This is a genomic window from Neobacillus niacini, assembly GCF_023715785.1.
Lineage (GTDB): Bacteria > Bacillota > Bacilli > Bacillales > Cytobacillaceae > Neobacillus > Neobacillus niacini_E.
On the sequence record NZ_JAMBOX010000005.1, the window covers coordinates 256,875 to 275,196 of the forward strand.

16 protein-coding genes are annotated in these 18,322 nt (G+C 42.3%); all 16 read right to left on the reverse strand.

What is annotated here, in order from left to right; translation table 11 throughout:
• Positions 1–25: 25 nt before the first annotated feature.
• The 16 genes from rseP to sucC all read right to left on the reverse strand — a co-directional run bounded on the left by rseP (position 26) and on the right by sucC (position 17,763).
• On the reverse strand, positions 26–1,288 hold the full coding sequence (gene rseP / locus M3234_RS12330; protein WP_262304994.1) for an RIP metalloprotease RseP: 1,263 nt from the start codon (positions 1,286–1,288) through the stop codon (positions 26–28).
• Between the two features lie 18 nt (positions 1,289–1,306).
• Complete coding sequence (dxr, locus tag M3234_RS12335; RefSeq protein WP_262304995.1) at positions 1,307–2,449, reverse strand: 1-deoxy-D-xylulose-5-phosphate reductoisomerase; 1,143 nt, start codon at positions 2,447–2,449, stop codon at positions 1,307–1,309.
• A 31-nt stretch (positions 2,450–2,480) separates the two neighbouring features.
• Positions 2,481–3,269, reverse strand: a complete 789-nt coding sequence (locus M3234_RS12340; RefSeq protein WP_066320643.1) for a phosphatidate cytidylyltransferase — start codon at positions 3,267–3,269, stop codon at positions 2,481–2,483.
• A 35-nt stretch (positions 3,270–3,304) separates the two neighbouring features.
• A complete protein-coding gene (locus M3234_RS12345; protein ID WP_262304996.1) occupies positions 3,305–4,081 on the reverse strand; it encodes an isoprenyl transferase in 777 nt (258 codons plus the stop codon).
• A gap of 260 nt (positions 4,082–4,341) precedes the next feature.
• Positions 4,342–4,899: a ribosome recycling factor gene (gene frr, locus M3234_RS12350; RefSeq protein ID WP_066320639.1), complete on the reverse strand. Its 558-nt coding sequence runs from the start codon at positions 4,897–4,899 to the stop codon at positions 4,342–4,344.
• A 2-nt stretch (positions 4,900–4,901) separates the two neighbouring features.
• A complete protein-coding gene (pyrH, locus tag M3234_RS12355; RefSeq protein ID WP_066320637.1) occupies positions 4,902–5,624 on the reverse strand; it encodes a UMP kinase in 723 nt (240 codons plus the stop codon).
• 116 nt (positions 5,625–5,740) lie between these two features.
• Positions 5,741–6,625, reverse strand: a complete 885-nt coding sequence (gene tsf / locus M3234_RS12360) for a translation elongation factor Ts (protein WP_262304997.1) — start codon at positions 6,623–6,625, stop codon at positions 5,741–5,743.
• Positions 6,626–6,755: 130 nt separating this feature from the next.
• Positions 6,756–7,460: a 30S ribosomal protein S2 gene (gene rpsB, locus M3234_RS12365; protein ID WP_262304998.1), complete on the reverse strand. Its 705-nt coding sequence runs from the start codon at positions 7,458–7,460 to the stop codon at positions 6,756–6,758.
• Positions 7,461–7,660: 200 nt separating this feature from the next.
• Positions 7,661–8,440: a GTP-sensing pleiotropic transcriptional regulator CodY gene (gene codY / locus M3234_RS12370; RefSeq protein ID WP_262304999.1), complete on the reverse strand. Its 780-nt coding sequence runs from the start codon at positions 8,438–8,440 to the stop codon at positions 7,661–7,663.
• Positions 8,441–8,546: 106 nt separating this feature from the next.
• A complete protein-coding gene (hslU, locus tag M3234_RS12375; protein WP_262305000.1) occupies positions 8,547–9,950 on the reverse strand; it encodes an HslU--HslV peptidase ATPase subunit in 1,404 nt (467 codons plus the stop codon).
• A 19-nt stretch (positions 9,951–9,969) separates the two neighbouring features.
• A complete protein-coding gene (gene hslV / locus M3234_RS12380; RefSeq protein ID WP_066320628.1) occupies positions 9,970–10,512 on the reverse strand; it encodes an ATP-dependent protease subunit HslV in 543 nt (180 codons plus the stop codon).
• A gap of 320 nt (positions 10,513–10,832) precedes the next feature.
• Positions 10,833–12,140, reverse strand: coding sequence for an FADH(2)-oxidizing methylenetetrahydrofolate--tRNA-(uracil(54)-C(5))-methyltransferase TrmFO (gene trmFO / locus M3234_RS12385; protein WP_262305001.1), 1,308 nt, complete (start codon positions 12,138–12,140; stop codon positions 10,833–10,835).
• 152 nt (positions 12,141–12,292) lie between these two features.
• Complete coding sequence (topA, locus tag M3234_RS12390; protein ID WP_262305002.1) at positions 12,293–14,371, reverse strand: type I DNA topoisomerase; 2,079 nt, start codon at positions 14,369–14,371, stop codon at positions 12,293–12,295.
• A 331-nt stretch (positions 14,372–14,702) separates the two neighbouring features.
• Positions 14,703–15,581: a DNA-processing protein DprA gene (gene dprA / locus M3234_RS12395; RefSeq protein ID WP_262305003.1), complete on the reverse strand. Its 879-nt coding sequence runs from the start codon at positions 15,579–15,581 to the stop codon at positions 14,703–14,705.
• A 95-nt stretch (positions 15,582–15,676) separates the two neighbouring features.
• On the reverse strand, positions 15,677–16,579 hold the full coding sequence (sucD, locus tag M3234_RS12400; protein WP_066320614.1) for a succinate--CoA ligase subunit alpha: 903 nt from the start codon (positions 16,577–16,579) through the stop codon (positions 15,677–15,679).
• A 23-nt stretch (positions 16,580–16,602) separates the two neighbouring features.
• Entirely contained in the window at positions 16,603–17,763 is a 1,161-nt protein-coding gene (sucC, locus tag M3234_RS12405) for an ADP-forming succinate--CoA ligase subunit beta (protein ID WP_262305004.1), read from the reverse strand.
• Positions 17,764–18,322: the final 559 nt, after the last annotated feature.

Here is an 18,322-nt window from a genome sequence, read left to right on the forward strand (position 1 = left end):
GCAAATACGGCCCCTCTAATAAACTTTATTTTAAGAAAAACCTTTGAATGTCGTTCCACGTAACGACCAGCATCAGCAGCATCAACAGGGCAAACCCGATGAAATGAACCATGCCTTCTTTTTGACGGTCGATCGGCTTTCCCCTGACAGCCTCAACAGCGAAGAACATCAATCGGCCGCCGTCGAGTGCAGGAATTGGCAGCAGGTTCATGATCCCCAAGTTGATACTGAGGATTCCGGCCCATTTCATTAAGTAATAAATCCCCGATTTAGCAACTTCATCTGTTGAAACATAAATGCCCACCGGTCCGGATAAGGCGTCAATCGAAAATTGACCTGTCACCAATTTCCCCAGCATGACAAAGATCTGCGTAGTCCAAAAATAAGTTTCCTTTGCCCCGGCTGTTACAGCCTGAACAGGCGATTTTTCGACAGGGCTGTACACCCCGATGATTCCTATTGTTTTGCCTTCTACTGTCTTTTCATTCGGTGTGACTTGTATTTCTTGTTCGGACCCATTTCGGACAATCATAAATTCCAGTTTTTCATTCGGATTTTCGCGAATAATTTCAACGACATCCGTCCAGCTGGAAATTTCTGAACCATTGATACTTTGAACAATATCGTCCTGTTTCAGCCCTGCAGCCTTTGCCGCACCATCAGGGGTAATTTCGCCCAATTTTGGCTCGTTTGTTGGGACACCCTGAAGCAGGGCAATTATTATAAACACAACAAATGCAAGCACAAAGTTCATCATCGGCCCAGCAAAAATGGCCATAAATCTTTGCCCTAAAGTTTTAGAACCAAATTGACGGTCAAACGGAGCGATTTGGGATTCGACCCCATTTTCAATAATAACTGCCTGTGGATGAATCAAAAAGGTTTGCATATTTTCTGAATCATCTTCAAGATAGCCCTTAATGATAAGGTCCTTTTCTATATCCGCATGCTCCACTTCCACAATGCGGCAATTAGGAAACTTTTCTTTATTATTGATGATGATTTTTGTTACTTTTTCCTGCTTGTCGAATAATAGTCCAATTCGGTATCCCGGCTTAATTTCAACCATTTCCGCATCTTCGCCGGCCATCCTAACATATCCGCCGATAGGCAACAGTCGAATGGTGTAGGTTGTTTCATTTTTATGATAAGAGAATACTTTTGGCCCCATGCCTATCGCAAACTCGCGGCAAAGAATGCCCGCTCTTTTTGCAAAAATAAGGTGACCTAATTCATGAAAGAAGACGAGTGCGCCAAAAATCACAATGAAGGCAATAACTGTACTCAAAACTCAAAACCACCTTTTTTATAAGAGTGAACGTACATACTGTCTCGTTTCTTTGTCGACCTCCTGGATCTCAGCAAGACTAGGATGTTCCATCGTTTGATGCTTGCTCAATGCCTTCTCAATCAGATCTTCAATCTGCAAGAAACGAATTTTGCCTTCCAAAAATGCCGCGACTGCCGCTTCGTTCGCCGCATTTAATACTGTTGGCATTGTTCCGCCCTGCTTTCCGGCACTATAAGCAAACTGGAGACAGCGGAATCTTTCCAAATCCATTTCCTGAAAATGCAATTTGCCAACCTGAGCCAAATTCAACCGATTGCCTGATGGAAGCTGCAAACGGTCAGGGTAGGTTAGGGCAAATTGGATTGGCACCCTCATATCAGGTGTTCCCAATTGGGCTATGATACTTGAATCGTGAAATTCAACCATCGAATGGATAATACTTTCCTTGTGAAGCAGCACATCGATTTTTTCATATGGCATTTGGAATAACCAATGGGCCTCAATCACTTCTAGGCCTTTATTCATCATCGTTGCCGAGTCAATCGTGATTTTTGCCCCCATTGACCAGTTCGGATGATTTAGCGCTTCCTCGACAGTTACGTCTTCCAGCTCTTCCCTGGACCGATCGCGGAAACTGCCGCCCGAAGCTGTAAGGATCAAGCGCTCGATATTTTTCTCCCGTTCCCCTTGCAACGCTTGAAAAATCGCGGAATGCTCACTATCAACAGGGAGAAGCGATACATGATTCCTCGCTGCGGCCTCCATCACCAAATGTCCGGCCGTAACGAGGGTTTCTTTATTAGCAATGGCAATCGTTTTCCCAGATTCAATAGCCTGTAGCGTAGGATTTAAGCCGACACTGCCAAGAACGGCATTGACAAGGATGTCAGCTTTTTTATAAACTGCTGCTTCAATGAGCCCATCGTCCCCATATGTAAATTTTACAGAGGGGAATTCTGCTTTTAATGTATTATAATCATTGCTAGTTTGTACAGAAACAAGCTCCGGTTGAAATTCATTAATAATTTTTCTGGTTAACTCAATATTTTTACCTGACGACAAAGCCACGAGGCCAAATTCGCCGGGATGTTCACGAATGATATCTAAAGTTTGGGTGCCAATCGAGCCAGTTGCACCCAATAAACTGATCTTTTTCAAAAAACTTCAACTCCCATATATGAACAGCAGATTACCAAAGGTGGAATAAGTGCAGCAATGGCAGGACAAATAACAAACTGTCAAATCGGTCGAGAATTCCTCCATGTCCCGGCAGAATATTCCCGGAATCCTTAACCCCAAAATGCCGTTTATAGGCAGACTGCACTAGGTCGCCAATTTGTCCAAAAATAGACAGGACCACCGTAATCCCCATTATTGTGATGAGGGATGCATTAAATTCGGAAAACAATCCGAAGAAAACGGCAACAATGACGGCGCAGACAACCCCTCCTAGCGACCCTTCAACCGTTTTATTTGGGCTGATTTCCGGCCACAATTTTTTCTTGCCCATCGCCTTTCCAATAAAATAGGCACCAGAGTCCGTTGCCCAAATAATAAACAAGGAATAAAAAATATAAACAATCCCTGCTGTACGTGCTTCCATCAGGAAATAGAAGCCAATCCCAACATAAATGGCCGACAAGGTAGAAAATGCGGCATCCTCAAACGTAAAGCGATTTTTTGTAATAACACTGTAGGTTAATAACAATAGAATAAAAGCGATACCCAGTTCTGTTTTGGAATAATAGAAATCAGCAATTATTTCATCATATTGTTTTGGAAATAAGATCACCCATAGCAATACAAGGGAGAGAAATCCGTTTGGTGAAAAAATGTTAAGCCCCTTCATTCTTAATAATTCATAAAGCCCGACAGTGGCCATCACATACGTTAACAATACAAACGGAAGGCCCCCATAAAAAACGATTGGCAAGAAGAGTGCCGCTGCTATGACTCCTGTAATGATTCTTTGCTTCATAAAATTGAATTCAACACCTTTTTTTAAAAAGCTACTTAAATTCCCCCAAATCGACGCTGGCGCTTTTGATAATCCTCAATCGCAGTAATCAGGTGATTCTCACTAAAATCTGGCCATAGGACATCAGTAAACCAGAATTCTGAATAAGCCAGCTGCCAAAGCATAAAATTGCTCAGGCGAATCTCGCCACTTGTCCGAATCAATAGGTCAGGATCGGGAAAATTGGCTGTCATGAGATAGGAGGAAAATCGCTGTTCGTCAATTTCCGTTTCTTTAAGTATTCCACTTTTGTATTCATTTAAGACTTGCTTAACCGCATCAAGAATTTCGGCCCTGCTACCATAATTTAAGGCGAAGTTTAACACGAGCCCGGTATTATTCTTCGTTTGCTCCATCGCATTATTGATTGCCCTTAACGTATGATCCGGAAGCTGATCCTTATATCCCATCATTTTCACTTGAACATTGTTTGCCACCAATTCAGGGAGGTAAGAACCTAAAAATTCCTCCGGAAGCTTCATCAAATAATCCACTTCATTTTTTGGCCGTTTCCAATTCTCGGTTGAAAACGCATATAAGGTTAACACCTTTATTCCCAAATCATTGGCAAGCATTGTTGTTTTTCGGACAACCTTCATCCCTTCATAATGACCGGCAACACGGGGAAGGGCCCGTTTTTTTGCCCACCTGCCATTACCGTCCATAATGATGGCAACATGCTCGGGAACAGGCAGTTTTTTTATTTCCTCTATTTTATCTCGGAGAGTGGAAGAGTTGTTTTGGTTCTTCCAGAGTTTTATTTTATTTAACATACTATTGCTCCTCCAATTAATTGATCATTTCCTCCGATAATAGATGATTCCGTTGACGAGTTAGTCATCGTATGTATTATAAAAAAATGTAGCATGCCTATATCATACCAAAAATGAAAAAAGATATCTCTTTAAAATACTTATGTAAATATTGAGGAAATAAGAATAATGTTCAGACAACTTTTAATAGACGCGGTCGAAATTGAACAATGCTTTTAGATAGTGAAAAAACCCCCTAAAAAGAGGGTCTTTTCGCCTGTTTATACTTCCATAATTTCTTTTTCTTTGTCTTTGGTGATTTGGTCAATTTTTGAGATATGTTCATCCGTAAGCTTTTGGATATCGTCGGAATAACCGCGAAGGGCGTCCTCAGTAATCTCACCATTTTTTTCAAGCTTTTTCAATTCGTCATTGGCATCACGGCGAATATTGCGGATCGCTACCTTTGCTTCTTCTGATTCCTTTTTCACTACCTTAACCAGCTCTTTGCGGCGTTCCTCGGTTAACTGAGGAATGGCAATTCGGATGACTGAGCCATCATTGGTAGGATTTATTCCCAAATCAGACTTTAAGATTGCCTTTTCAATATCGCCCAAAATCGTCTTGTCATATGGCTGAATGACAAGCAGTCGCGCCTCCGGCGTAGAAATCGATGCCATTTGGTTGACTGGAGTAGGCGCGCCGTAATAATCAACCGTAATTCGGTCCAAAAGCGATGCGCTTGCCCTGCCTGCACGAATGCTGGCAAGCTCACGAGTATAGGCTTGAATTCCTTTTGTCATTCTTTCTTTTGCAGAATTGATGACTTGCTTTGCCATTATTATTTCCCCCTAACGATTGTTCCAATTTTTTCGCCCATGACTGCCCGCTTTATATTTCCCTGTTCCATAATCGAGAAGACAATCAATGGGATATCATTATCCATACATAAGGAAGATGCGGTCGAATCCATAACGGCCAAACCTTCCTTGATTACATCCAAGAATGATAAATCATCATATTTGGTGGCATTCGCGTCAACCTTAGGATCCGCGGAATATACGCCATCAACATTATTTTTCGCCATTAGTATCACTTCGGCATCAATTTCTGCTGCCCTTAATGCCGCTGTTGTATCAGTTGAAAAGTACGGGTTTCCAGTACCGGCAGCAAAAATGACAACACGTTTCTTTTCCAAGTGTCTAATTGCCCGGCGTCTTATGTATGGTTCTGCAACCTGGCGCATTTCAATAGAAGTTTGAACGCGAGATTCGATGCCTAATTGCTCCAAACTATCCTGCAATGCCAAGGAATTCATCACCGTTGCCAACATTCCCATATAATCGGCAGTGGCCCTGTCCATTCCCATTTCGCTTCCGATTTTGCCTCGCCATATGTTTCCGCCGCCAACAACTACGGCAACCTCTACTCCCAGCTCAGCAATTTCTTTTACTTGAATGGCAATCGATTTGATTACAGAAGGTTTAATTCCAAAGCCCGAATCACCTGCCAGGGCTTCTCCGCTTAATTTTAAAACAACACGCTTATACATAGGATTGCTCATATAAACCTCCGTAAAAAAGAATGATCATTTTTCATAACCTTTAAAAATAGGGAACACTGCGTGTTCCCTATTCAAAATCAATTAATTAACAAGTTTTGCAGGCCAAGAATAATTGACTATTTCTTATTTACTTGGTTCATAACTTCTTCAGCAAAGTTATCTTCGCGCTTTTCAATACCTTCGCCTACTTCGTAGCGGATAAATTCACGAACAGTGCCGCCTTTTGATTCAACAAACTGACGCACTTTTTGATCAGGGTTTTTAACAAATGTCTGGTCAAGCAAACATACATCCTCAAAGTATTTACCAAGACGGCCTTCGACCATTTTTGCGACGATATTTTCCGGCTTGCCTTCATTAAGGGCTTGCTGAGTTAATACTTGACGCTCATGCTCAACTTCTTCTTGAGATACTTGGTCACGAGAAACATATTTAGGATTTAATGCAGCAATGTGCATGGAAACGTCTTTAGCAGCATCAGAATCAGTTGTTCCTACAAGAACAGTTAATACAGAGATACGGCCGCCCATGTGAAGGTATGCGCCAAATGCATCGTTATCTGTTTTTGAAACAACTGTAAAACGGCGAAGTGTTAATTTTTCTCCAATTTTAGCTACTGCAGCATTAATATAGTCATTAACAATTGCTCCATTTTCCATTGTTTGTGTCAATGCCTCTTCAACAGTTGCAGGCTTATTCTTTAATAAATGTTGGCCAAGTTCCTTTACAAGCGTTTGGAAACCTTCGTTTTTCGCAACGAAATCAGTTTCGGAGTTCACTTCAAGAATAACAGCTTCGTTACCTTCTGTTAAAATGGAAGTCAATCCTTCTGCAGCAATACGATCCGCTTTCTTCGCTGCTTTTGCAATGCCTTTTTCGCGAAGGTAATCGATGGCTTTGTCCATATCGCCATTTGTTTCAGTAAGAGCCTTTTTACAATCCATCATACCTGCGCCTGTTTTTTCACGTAGTTCCTTAACCATTTGAGCAGTAATTGCCATAACTACATTTCCTCCTTAATTTTACTATGTATTCCTATCTTTACCAATGAGTGTGAAGAAAAAACTTTCATTCTTTAAAAAAAGGTGATAAAGGGTCTCCCTCTTATCACCTTTTTATCAGTACACGCTATTAGGCTTCTACAGCTACCTCTTCGCCTTGCTTTGCTTCAAGGATCGCATCTGCCATTTTGCCAGTTAATAGTTTAACCGCACGGATTGCATCATCGTTAGCAGGAATTACTACATCGATTTCATCCGGATCGCAGTTTGTATCAACAATGCCTACGATAGGAATGTTTAATTTCTTCGCTTCAGCAACTGCAATGCGCTCTTTACGAGGGTCGATGATGAATAATGCATCTGGAAGCTGTTTCATATCTTTAATTCCGCCAAGGAATTTTTCAAGGCGTTCTTGTTCTTTCTTTAATTGAACAACTTCTTTCTTCGGCAATACATCAAAAGTGCCGTCTTCAGCCATTCTCTCAATATCTTTTAAGCGGCCGATACGCTTTTGGATGGTTTCGAAGTTTGTTAAAGTTCCGCCTAACCAGCGTTGGTTTACATAGTACATACCGGAACGTTCTGCTTCTTCTTTAACAGAGTCCTGAGCTTGTTTCTTTGTACCAACGAAAAGCATTGTACCGCCGTTAGCAGCAAGATCCTTTACCCAGTTGTAAGCTTCTTCAACCTTCTTGACTGTCTTTTGAAGGTCGATAATGTAGATGCCGTTACGCTCAGTGAAGATGTATTTCTTCATCTTAGGATTCCAACGGCGAGTTTGGTGTCCGAAGTGTACACCAGCTTCAAGCAATTGCTTCATTGAAATGACTGACATGATTTTTCCTCCTAGTGGTTTTATTTTCCTCCGCTCGTCTCATTTTTAAACAGAAACTAAAATTTTAGCACCATCTGCCTAAATCAACAAGCGTGTGTATTAACACCATCAAATAATATAGCACATGGTTTTTAAACAATCAAGGTTTAGGTGCGAAAAAAATTCCCAACCGCTGCTGGGAATTTTTTTCACAGAATAAATTAATGAGATTTCAGTTTATCCAGTTCAACAAGAAACTTGTCGTTTAGAACTTTGATATAGGTCCCTTTCATGCCAAGGGAACGTGATTCAATAACTCCGGCGCTTTCAAGCTTTCTTAATGCGTTAACAATGACGGAACGGGTAATTCCAACGCGATCGGCAATCTTTGAAGCAACCAAAAGTCCTTCATGACCGTTAAGCTCTTCAAAAATATGTTCAATGGCTTCCAATTCGCTATAGGATAATGAGCTAATCGCCATTTGAACAACCGCTTTGCTTCTTGCTTCCTCTTCAATTTCTTCCGATTTTTCACGTAAAATCTCCATGCCGACTACGGTTGCGCCATATTCACCAAGAATAAGGTCATCGTCATTAAACTTGTCATGCAGACGGGCTAGAATTAGCGTGCCGAGGCGTTCCCCGCCGCCAATAATCGGAACAATCGTTGTCAGTCCTTCACGGAATAAATCTCTGTTTTCCACTGGGAAAGCGGTATATTGGCTTTCGATATCGAGGTTTGAAGACGTCTCGGTAATATTAAATAAACTGTTGGTATATTCTTCAGGGAATTGGCGGTCTTCAAACATCTTCTTCATGCGTTCATTTTCAATTTGCTGGTAAATTGAAAATCCCAAAAGTTTCCCGCGGCGGCTTACGATATAAACGTTTGCTTCGATTGTCTCGCTTAGGGTATCAGCCATTTCTTTAAAGTTTACCGGCTTACCTGCAGCTTTTTGCAATAACACATTAATTCTTCTTGTTTTTGATAGTAAATCCATCTGTTTCTTCCTCCTAAATAACTACAGCCATTATTAATTTTTTTATTTGATAATACGATAATTACAACGTATTAGGGCAACAAGAATAAAAGGGCGTCGATTATGACTATAAAATGAATTGACTTAAGTCTTTGTTTTTAGAAATCGCCCCTAGCTTTTCATCAACATATTGCGGCGTGATCGTGATTTTCTCCATCGTGATATCCGGTGCTTCAAAGGATAGGTCTTCTAGCAATTTTTCCAATATCGTATGAAGGCGTCTTGCTCCAATATTATCGGTATTTTGATTGACTTCAAACGCTACTTCCGCAATCCTACGAATAGCATCGTCAGAAAATTCAATTTGTATACCTTCTGTTTCCAATAATGCTTGATATTGTTTTATTAAAGCGTTATCTGGCTCGATTAAAATCCTGAAGAAATCCTCAACTGTCAGCTTTGTAAGCTCGACTCTGATTGGGAAGCGTCCCTGCAGCTCCGGGATTAAATCCGACGGTTTAGCCATATGAAATGCGCCGGCAGCAATAAACAATACGTGGTCGGTTTTGACAGGGCCGTATTTTGTCACGACCGTAGAGCCTTCGACAACAGGTAAAATGTCCCGCTGGACACCTTCCCTAGAAACGTCTGCCGATGACCCGCCTGTATTGCGGCTGGCAATTTTATCGATTTCATCGATAAAAATGATTCCGTTTTGCTCAGTACGGTAAACAGCTTCGGCAGTTACCTCATCCATATCAATCAGCTTGGCGGCCTCTTCATTCGTCAATACTTTCCTTGCCTCACGAACCGTCAGCTTTCGCTTTTTGCGTTTCTTCGGCATAAAGCTGCCGAGGGCGTCCTGCATGTTCATGCCCATCTGCTCCATCCCGGAACCTTGCAGCAGGTCGAACATGGATGGCGCTTGCTCTTCCACCTCAACCGTTACCATTTGCTCTTCCAATTGGCCAAGTGCAAGCTGTTCCCGGACGATTTTGCGTTTTTCATGAACGGAATAATCCTCTTGCTGCGTGTCCTGGTCCTGAGTTTGGTTTCCGCCGCCGAATAACATCTCAAGCGGATTTTTATAAGCCGTTGATTTTTTTGCAGACGGCACTAACAAATCAACGAGTCTGCTGTTGGCATTCTCCTCAGCCCGTTCCTTTACGCTTTGCATCCGCTCTTCCTTTACGAGACGAACTGATGTTTCAGCGAGGTCACGTACCATGGATTCAACATCACGGCCGACATAGCCGACCTCAGTAAATTTGGTTGCTTCCACTTTTATAAACGGCGCGCCAACAATCTTGGCAATTCTTCTTGCGATTTCGGTTTTCCCGACACCAGTAGGACCAATCATTAAAATATTTTTCGGGATAATTTCATCACGGAGCTTTTCGTTGAGCAATCCCCGTCTGTAGCGATTTCGAAGTGCGACCGCAACAGCTTTCTTTGCATCCTTTTGGCCGATAATATATTGATCAAGTTTCTCAACAATTTGCCGGGGGGTTAAATTGGTGGTTCTTGCCATTAACTTTCAGCCTCCTCCCTCATATTTCTTCAACGATAATATTATGGTTTGTATAGACACAAATCTCGGCAGCAATTTCCAAAGCTGCCTTGGCAATTTCCTTGGCATTTAAATGGTCGCCCGCATATTTCTTAAGCGAACGGCCTGCGGCCAATGCATAATTGCCACCCGAGCCAATTGCTAGTATTCCGTCGTCCGGTTCGATTACCTCACCGGTTCCTGACACCAATAGTAAACTGTCACGATTCATCACAATCAGCATAGCTTCAAGCTTTCTAAGGACTTTATCGCTTCTCCACTCTTTGGCCAGCTCAACCGCCGCCCTTTGAAGGTTGCCGTTAAATTCCTCCAGTTTTCCTTCAAACAGTTCAAACAAGGTGAAAGCATCGGCAACCGAACCCGCGAAACCGGCTAATACCTTTCCATTAAATATCTTCCTTACCTTTCTTGCTGTGTGTTTCATCACAACTGCATTGCCCATTGTAACCTGACCATCACCCGACATCGCGCATTGCCCATTATGATGGATCGCAAATATCGTGGTGGCATGGAATTGTTCCATAAGAAATTCCTCCTTTTGGAGTTTCGGTTTCGAGTACACAAACTATGTAAAAAATCTGTCTACAGAGAAAGTTATGAAAACTGTAACCAATTATTCCCTTTGTCAAAAAGGATTAAACGTTTTTTTCATCTTGTTCAATTATGAACAAAATGAAAGCACTGATTCCATTATGATAATATTCATTTGTATTTTGAGGGAATATGTTCCACTTTGTAAATAGCTGCCAACCAAGTTTAATAAAACATTCACAATTATAAAATCTAGTCAATTCACAAGGGCTACTAAATAGTATCATACTTCCATAGCCCTTGCAATAAATTTTACAAAACCTTCACAAAGTTCTGAATTGTTTCCAGGGCCCGATTTGCATGCTGCAAATTACGTTCCTGTTTCCCTTTGATCTTTGCCGGCAATTCTGGAAATAACCCGAAATTGGCGTTCATTGGCTGAAAATTATTTGGGTTAGCACTTGTAATATAGCGAGCCATGCTGCCAATCGCAGTTTCTGCCGGGAATTCCACGGTCTCGAGCCCCTTTACCAACCGTGCCGCATTCAAGCCGGCAATCAGCCCGCTTGCGGCAGATTCCACATAACCTTCCACACCGGTCATTTGCCCAGCAAAAAATAAATCTTCACGATTTCTAAATTGATAAGTAGCCTTTAACACTTTTGGAGAATTGATAAAAGTATTGCGGTGCATGACACCATAACGAACAATCTCGGCATTTTCAAGACCCGGGATCAATTGAATGACCTCTTTTTGCGGCCCCCACTTTAGATGTGTCTGAAAACCGACAATATTATACAACGTTCCCGCCGCATCATCCTGACGAAGCTGGACAACGGCAAACGGACGTTTTCCTGTCTTTGGGTCCTCCAGGCCGACCGGCTTTAACGGGCCAAACAGCATCGTTTTCGGACCCCTTGCTGCCATAACTTCAATCGGCATACAGCCTTCAAAGAAGACTTCTTTCTCAAATTCCTTTAACGGGACAGTTTCCGCTGCTACAAGCGCCTCATAAAACCGGTTAAACTCTTCCTCCGTCATCGGACAATTCAAGTAAGCCGCTTCGCCTTTATCATAACGGGATTTTAAATACACCTTGTCCATGTCAATGCTTTCTTTTTCAATAATTGGAGCTGCCGCATCATAGAAATAAAGATAGTCCTCGCCGGTCAAGCTCTTAAGCTTAGCCGACAAATCCGGGCTTGTTAACGGACCGGTGGCAATAACCGTCGGTCCTTCAGGAATATCGGTTACCTCTTCATTAATTATTGTAACATTTTCATGATTCTTGACCATCTCCGTTACTTTCGCGGCGAATTCATGGCGGTCTACCGCGAGCGCGCCGCCTGCAGGAACGGCACAGGCATCGGCAGCGGCAATAATGACCGAATCAAGTCGTCTCATTTCTTCTTTTAAAACACCAACCGCGTTTGTCAATGTGTTGGCTCTCAGTGAGTTGCTGCATACCAGTTCGGCAAATTTATCAGTATGATGGGCCGGCGTTTGTTTTACCGGACGCATTTCATAAAGACGGACCTTGACACCGCGTTTGGCAATCTGCCAAGCCGCTTCACTTCCGGCGAGCCCGGCACCAATTACGTTTACAGTTATATCTTTCATGTTGACCTCCTGAAAAACTTCCACTTTTCGAAAAAAGTATCTATAAATTTAACTTTCCCTGAATTTAGTCCATCTTGCATTGTACTATACGATTGAAACAGAAAAAAGTTTTATGTTTTTAAAAATTAAAAAGAGTGAGCAGCGCCCACTCCTTAGCTTTGCGGTTCCTCTTTATAATCACACGAAACGCATTGCACCTGGACTCCCTTTTTCAATTTCTTTTCAACAAGGAGACCTTCGCATTTCGGACAGCTTCTAGGCAGCGGCTTATCCCATGAAAGGAAATCGCAATCTGGGTACCGGCTGCAGCCATAAAACAGCCGCTTTTTCTTGCTCTTTCGTTCAACGATTGTGCCTTCTTTACAATTAGGGCAGGTGACGCCGATTTCTTTTACGATTGGTTTTGTATTTCGGCAATCAGGAAAATTGCTGCAGGCCATAAATTTGCCATAACGGCCCATTTTGAACACCATTGGATGGCCGCAATTCTCGCAATCCTCGCCTGCAGGCTCATCCTTGATTTCCACTTCCTGCATTTCTTTCTCCGCTTTTTCCAAATGGATTTTGAAATCCTTGTAAAATTCATCAAGAACCCGGACCCAAGGAATTTTTCCTTCTTCAATATAATCCAAACCCTGTTCCATTTTCGCAGTAAATTCCACATCAAGGATCTCTGGGAAGAACTCCATTAATATCTCATTAATAATGATCCCAAGTTCCGTCGGTACAAAGCGCTTATTATCCAAGGCGACATAGCTGCGCTTTTGAATGGTATCCAAGGTCGGTGCGTAGGTAGACGGCCTTCCAATTCCAAGTTCCTCAAGCGTCTTGACCAATCTTGCCTCTGTATACCGTGGCGGCGGCTGGGTAAAATGCTGCTTTGGCTCGATGTCCTTTTGGAATACTTCGTCACCTTCATTCAGGTCTGGAAGCATTTTATTGATTTCTTCGACTTGGTCATCGGAACCCTCGACGTACAGCTTCATAAAACCTGGAAACTTTATTTTCGATCCGTTTGCTCGAAAAATGGCGTTTCCATTTTGCAAATCCACGCTCATGGTATCCATTACAGCTTGGGCCATTTGGCTGGCTAGAAATCGTTCCCATATTAATTTATACAGCCTGAGCTGATCCCTTGATAAGAAATCCTTTAAACTATTTGGGTCTCTATAGGTGCTTGTCGGCCGTACAGCCTCGTGGGCATCCTGGGCATTTGTCTGCTTTTTTTCTTTTCTCTGTTCAACCTTTAGGTAGTTTTCGCCATAGGTGGTTTTAATATAATCGGCGGCTTCGGTTTGTGCCACTTCAGATATTCTCGTTGAATCGGTTCTCATATAAGTTATGAGACCAACCGTTCCTTCTTTTCCTAGCTCAATCCCTTCATATAGCTGTTGGGCAAGCATCATTGTTTTCTTGGCACGGAAGTTTAGTTTCCTGGCAGCTTCCTGCTGTAAGGAGGAAGTCGTAAACGGTGGTGCCGGATTCCTTTTCCTTTCCTTTTTCGTTACCGAGATGACCTTGTATTTATTGCCGTCCATTTGCCGCAAAATATTTTGCATCTCTTGCTCTGAACGCAGTTCTGTCTTTTCCTGACCGGCCAATGTATTAAAACTCGCACGAAATTGTTCATTTCCTTTTAAAAGATCGGCTTCAATCGTCCAATATTCCTCTGGAACAAAGGCCTGTATTTCCTTTTCCCGATCAATAATTAATCTCACTGCAACAGATTGTACCCTTCCCGCACTAAGGCCCTTTTTTACCTTTTTCCATAACAATGGGCTGATATTATAACCGACAAGGCGGTCAAGGATTCTGCGGGCCTGTTGCGCATCAACCAAGTCCTTATTGATTGGACGCGGGTGCTTAAATGATTCTTTAATGGCATCTTTCGTGATTTCATTAAAGACCACGCGGCATTCCGATTCCGTATCAACACCGAGGCTATGGGCCAAATGCCAGGCAATAGCTTCCCCTTCGCGGTCAGGGTCGGCTGCTAGATAGACTTTTTTCGCCTTTTTGGCCGCTGTTTTTAATTCTTTAAGCACAGGGCCTTTTCCGCGAATGGTTATATATTTTGGCTGAAACCCATTTTCTACATCAATCCCGGTTTGACTGCGGGGCAGGTCGATCACATGCCCCATCGATGCTTTTACTTTATATTTTTTTCCTAAGTATCGTTCAATCGTTTTCGCTTTTGCTGGCGATTCTACGATTACCAGAAAATCTGACATATCAAAATCCTCCTTCAAAGAGGGAAGTGTGAAAGCGCCTTGAATTCGGCAAAAGCCTGTTCTTAAGATGCTTACCATTTAGAAGTTTTTTATATTTATTTACAAAATTACTTGCAGAAATACTTGACAAAACTCCCATATCCCAAATTTATTTTCAATAATAGTTTATTTACATTCATATTTTACCAATTTTCATATATTCTATTTTTCGAACATCTGTTGGAAAATGTAATACAAATTAGAAATAATTTCAACCATTTTAAGCTACTTTTTCTTCATTTATTCAAAAAACCCTGCAAAAACGTTTAAATTTTTTTCTTTAAAAGCAGTTTCATCTTAATTCAACCAAAATATCCCCGGCATTCGTTACAAGTTTTGCCCCCTGCTGAATTAAATCATTCGCTCCGACTGAACAAGGATTAAAGATGCTCCCTGGCAGCGAAAATACTTCCCGCCCTTCATTTACAGCGTAATTGGCCGTAATCAGCGAACCGCTTTTTCTTTTTGCTTCTATAATAAACGTTCCTTGGGACATTCCGCTAATAATTCGATTCCTTGCTGGAAAATGCCAACGCTGCGGCATCGTGTCAGGTGGGTATTCTGAGACGATCAGCTGGGTGTTCATCATTTCCTTAGCAAGTTTCACATTTTCCTTTGGGTAGATATGATATAAACCACCCGCAATAACAGCAATGGTCCGGCCATTATTTTTAATGGCATGCTCATGGGCAAGAGTATCAATTCCCTTCGCCAACCCGCTGACAATGACGATACCATTTTCAATTAGTTCCGGAAATAAGCTGCGAATGGCATTTTTGCCATACTGGGTCGCCTCCCTTGAACCCACAACAGCCAGTTTTGGCTCTTTTTCCAGAAGTGATAAATCCCCCTTGGCAAACAGGGCCCATGGCGGCTGATAAATTTCTTTCAAATATTTTGGGTATTGTTTATCAAAAATCGTAATGACCGTAATGTCATTTGTTTTGTATTGACGAATTTGTTCATGAATGATTTCGGGATAAAAGGATTCATTTGAAGGCTCAGTGGCAAGATTACCGGTGGAGGGGAAGGCCATCTTCAGCTGTTCAGATGATTGATAGGGGTGAAGGGTGTCGAGTGTGGGGTCTCTTTTCAAGATCTGGAAAACGGTACTCCACGAAATAGTCGGATAATGCAGCAATGCAATCAGTTTTTCATTAAATTCATTCACAAAAGTTTTCCTCCTTTTTGTTTTTAATCTATAGAAATAGCCCCTCAGAATATGAGGGGACTATCTGCTAGTTTCGTTAGTTGAAAAATACTATTTTAGTGGGTTTTGCACTTTTCATATAACCCTTTTTCTTTTAACACTTCAATTAAAGTTTCACCCATAACGGAAGGGGTTTCAGCCACTTTGATTCCGCACTCATTCATGACGCGGATTTTTTCGTCAGCTGTCCCTTTACCGCCAGAAATAATCGCGCCGGCATGGCCCATGCGCTTGCCTGGAGGTGCAGTGCGGCCGCCGATAAAGCCGACAACAGGCTTGGTCATGTTTGCTTTTACCCATTGTGCCGCTTCTTCTTCCGCCGTTCCGCCGATTTCCCCAATCATGATCACAGCATAGGTTTCAGGGTCTTCATTAAACGCCTTTAACACATCGATGAAGTTTGTGCCATTGACTGGGTCGCCGCCGATGCCGACTGCGGTAGTCTGGCCGACGCCGGCCTGAGTCAATTGATGAACCGCTTCATAGGTCAATGTACCAGAGCGTGAAACAACTCCTACATGGCCTTTTGTATGGATGTAGCCAGGCATGATGCCGATTTTACATTCATCAGCCGTAATCACACCAGGGCAGTTAGGGCCGACCAATCGGGTCTTTTTGCCTTCCATGTAACGCTTCACTTTAACCATATCAAGAACCGGAATATGCTCTGTGATACAGATAACCAAATCCAATTCAGCATCGACCGCTTCGATAATCGAGTCTGCTGCGAATGGAGCCGGAACATAGATAACAGAAGCGTTTGCGCCGGTTGCATCTACAGCTTCTTTAACTGTATTGAAGACAGGAACGCCTTCTACTTCCTGGCCGCCCTTGCCCGGTGAAGTGCCGCCGACAATTTTGGTGCCATATTCAAGCATCTGTTTTGTATGGAAACGGGCGGTTCCGCCTGTAATCCCTTGAACAATAACTTTCGTATCTTTATTAATAAAAACGCTCACGTTAATTCCCCTTTCTTGAGATCCTATTTTACTAATTCGACGATTTTTTGTGCGCCGTCAGCCATCGATTCAGCAGCAACGATGTTAAGACTAGATTCAGCAAGGATTTTCTTGCCCAAGTCCACATTCGTACCCTCCAAACGGACTACAAGCGGAATAGATAGTCCGACCTGTTTCGCCGCCTCGACAACACCCTCGGCAATAACATCACATTTCATGATACCGCCGAAGATATTAACAAAAATACCTTTTACGTTTGGATCAGAAAGGATAATTTTAAATGCTTCTGTAACCTTCTCAGCTGTAGCACCGCCCCCAACATCAAGGAAGTTGGCGGGGTCACCGCCGTAGTGCTTGACAATGTCCATAGTCGCCATTGCAAGGCCGGCACCGTTTACCATACAGCCGATATTTCCATCTAAGGCAATATAGCTTAAATCATACTTGGATGCTTCGATTTCCTTTGGATCTTCTTCTTCCAGGTCACGATATTCCAAAACATCCTTTTGACGGTACAAGGCATTGGAATCAAAATTCAATTTGGCATCCAGCGCCATAACTTTGCCGTCGCCGGTCACAACCAATGGGTTGATTTCAGCGATGGAACAATCTTTTTCAATGTAAGCAGTATATAAACCTGTCATGAATTTGACCGCTTGATTGACCAATTCTTTTGGTATATTAATATTGAACGCCAGTCGGCGTGCCTGGTATGGCATCAAGCCAAGAACCGGGTCAATTTCTTCTTTAAAAATTTTCTCTGGAGTCTTTGCGGCAACTTCTTCAATCTCTGTTCCGCCTTCTTCAGAACCCATTAACACCACCCGGGAAGTGGCACGGTCCAAAACAAGACCAATATAGTATTCTTTCTTAATATCGCAGCCTTCTTCAATTAACAGGCGCTTTACTTCTTTCCCTTCAGGACCCGTTTGGTGGGTCACCAAGGTTTTCCCAAGAATTTCACTTGCATATGTACGAACCTCATCAAGATTTTTCGCAACCTTTACGCCGCCGGCTTTTCCCCGTCCGCCTGCGTGGATTTGCGCTTTGACGACACATACTTGAGTGCCAAGCTCTTTCGCCGCTTCAACTGCTTCTTCAACAGTAAAAGCCACTTTTCCGTTTGGAACCATTACCCCATATTTTCTGAGGATTTCCTTCCCCTGATACTCATGGATATTCATTTCCCATCCTCCTAATCAAACTGTTCAAAAAATTGACTCCGTTTTCATTTTATATAATGACTGAAACCTTGTCTACCATAAAGCAATAATTATATTTATATTAAAATTTTTCTGTGCGTATGGAGGTGTGTTGTAAGAAAAATAATCGTATGCCTGCAAATTATTTTATTAACATAATAAAAACAGGCTTTCGCCTGTACAGATTGTCGAGAAAGGCTATATTTCTCGGCAATTTTTTGTTTATTAGAATCTGAAATACCGATTTTATTGAAAAAATTGTCCCTGCTAATGGGCCTGTTGATTTGCGCGGAAGGCACGAAGACTCCTGCGGGAGTACGGGGCAGTGGGAGACCCCGCAGGCGCTTGCGCCGAGTTATCATGAACGAAACTAGCTCCTACTCGTAAATACGTAGGTTAATTTGGTTAGAATGGTTACTGGAAAAACAAACCAAATCAGAGCTGCAATACGAAAGGAGCTAGTTATTATGAAGGATACCATAAAATATGTAGGTTTAGACGTATCAAAGGAAAAAATAGCTGTTGCGATTGCCGATGAAGG

Coding starts and splice junctions, on each gene's coding strand:
- pyrH (WP_066320637.1), bottom strand. CDS start 5,624: ATGAGCAATCCTATGTATAAGCGTGTTGTTTTAAAATTAAGCGGAGAA.
- frr (WP_066320639.1), bottom strand. CDS start 4,899: ATGGCAAAGCAAGTCATCAATTCTGCAAAAGAAAGAATGACAAAAGGA.
- hslV (WP_066320628.1), bottom strand. CDS start 10,512: ATGGAACAATTCCATGCCACCACGATATTTGCGATCCATCATAATGGG.
- trmFO (WP_262305001.1), bottom strand. CDS start 12,140: ATGAAAGATATAACTGTAAACGTAATTGGTGCCGGGCTCGCCGGAAGT.
- topA (WP_262305002.1), bottom strand. CDS start 14,371: ATGTCAGATTTTCTGGTAATCGTAGAATCGCCAGCAAAAGCGAAAACG.
- M3234_RS12345 (WP_262304996.1), bottom strand. CDS start 4,081: ATGTTAAATAAAATAAAACTCTGGAAGAACCAAAACAACTCTTCCACT.
- M3234_RS12340 (WP_066320643.1), bottom strand. CDS start 3,269: ATGAAGCAAAGAATCATTACAGGAGTCATAGCAGCGGCACTCTTCTTG.
- sucC (WP_262305004.1), bottom strand. CDS start 17,763: ATGAATATCCATGAGTATCAGGGGAAGGAAATCCTCAGAAAATATGGG.
- hslU (WP_262305000.1), bottom strand. CDS start 9,950: ATGGCAAGAACCACCAATTTAACCCCCCGGCAAATTGTTGAGAAACTT.
- rpsB (WP_262304998.1), bottom strand. CDS start 7,460: ATGTCAGTCATTTCAATGAAGCAATTGCTTGAAGCTGGTGTACACTTC.
- codY (WP_262304999.1), bottom strand. CDS start 8,440: ATGGATTTACTATCAAAAACAAGAAGAATTAATGTGTTATTGCAAAAA.
- tsf (WP_262304997.1), bottom strand. CDS start 6,625: ATGGCAATTACTGCTCAAATGGTTAAGGAACTACGTGAAAAAACAGGC.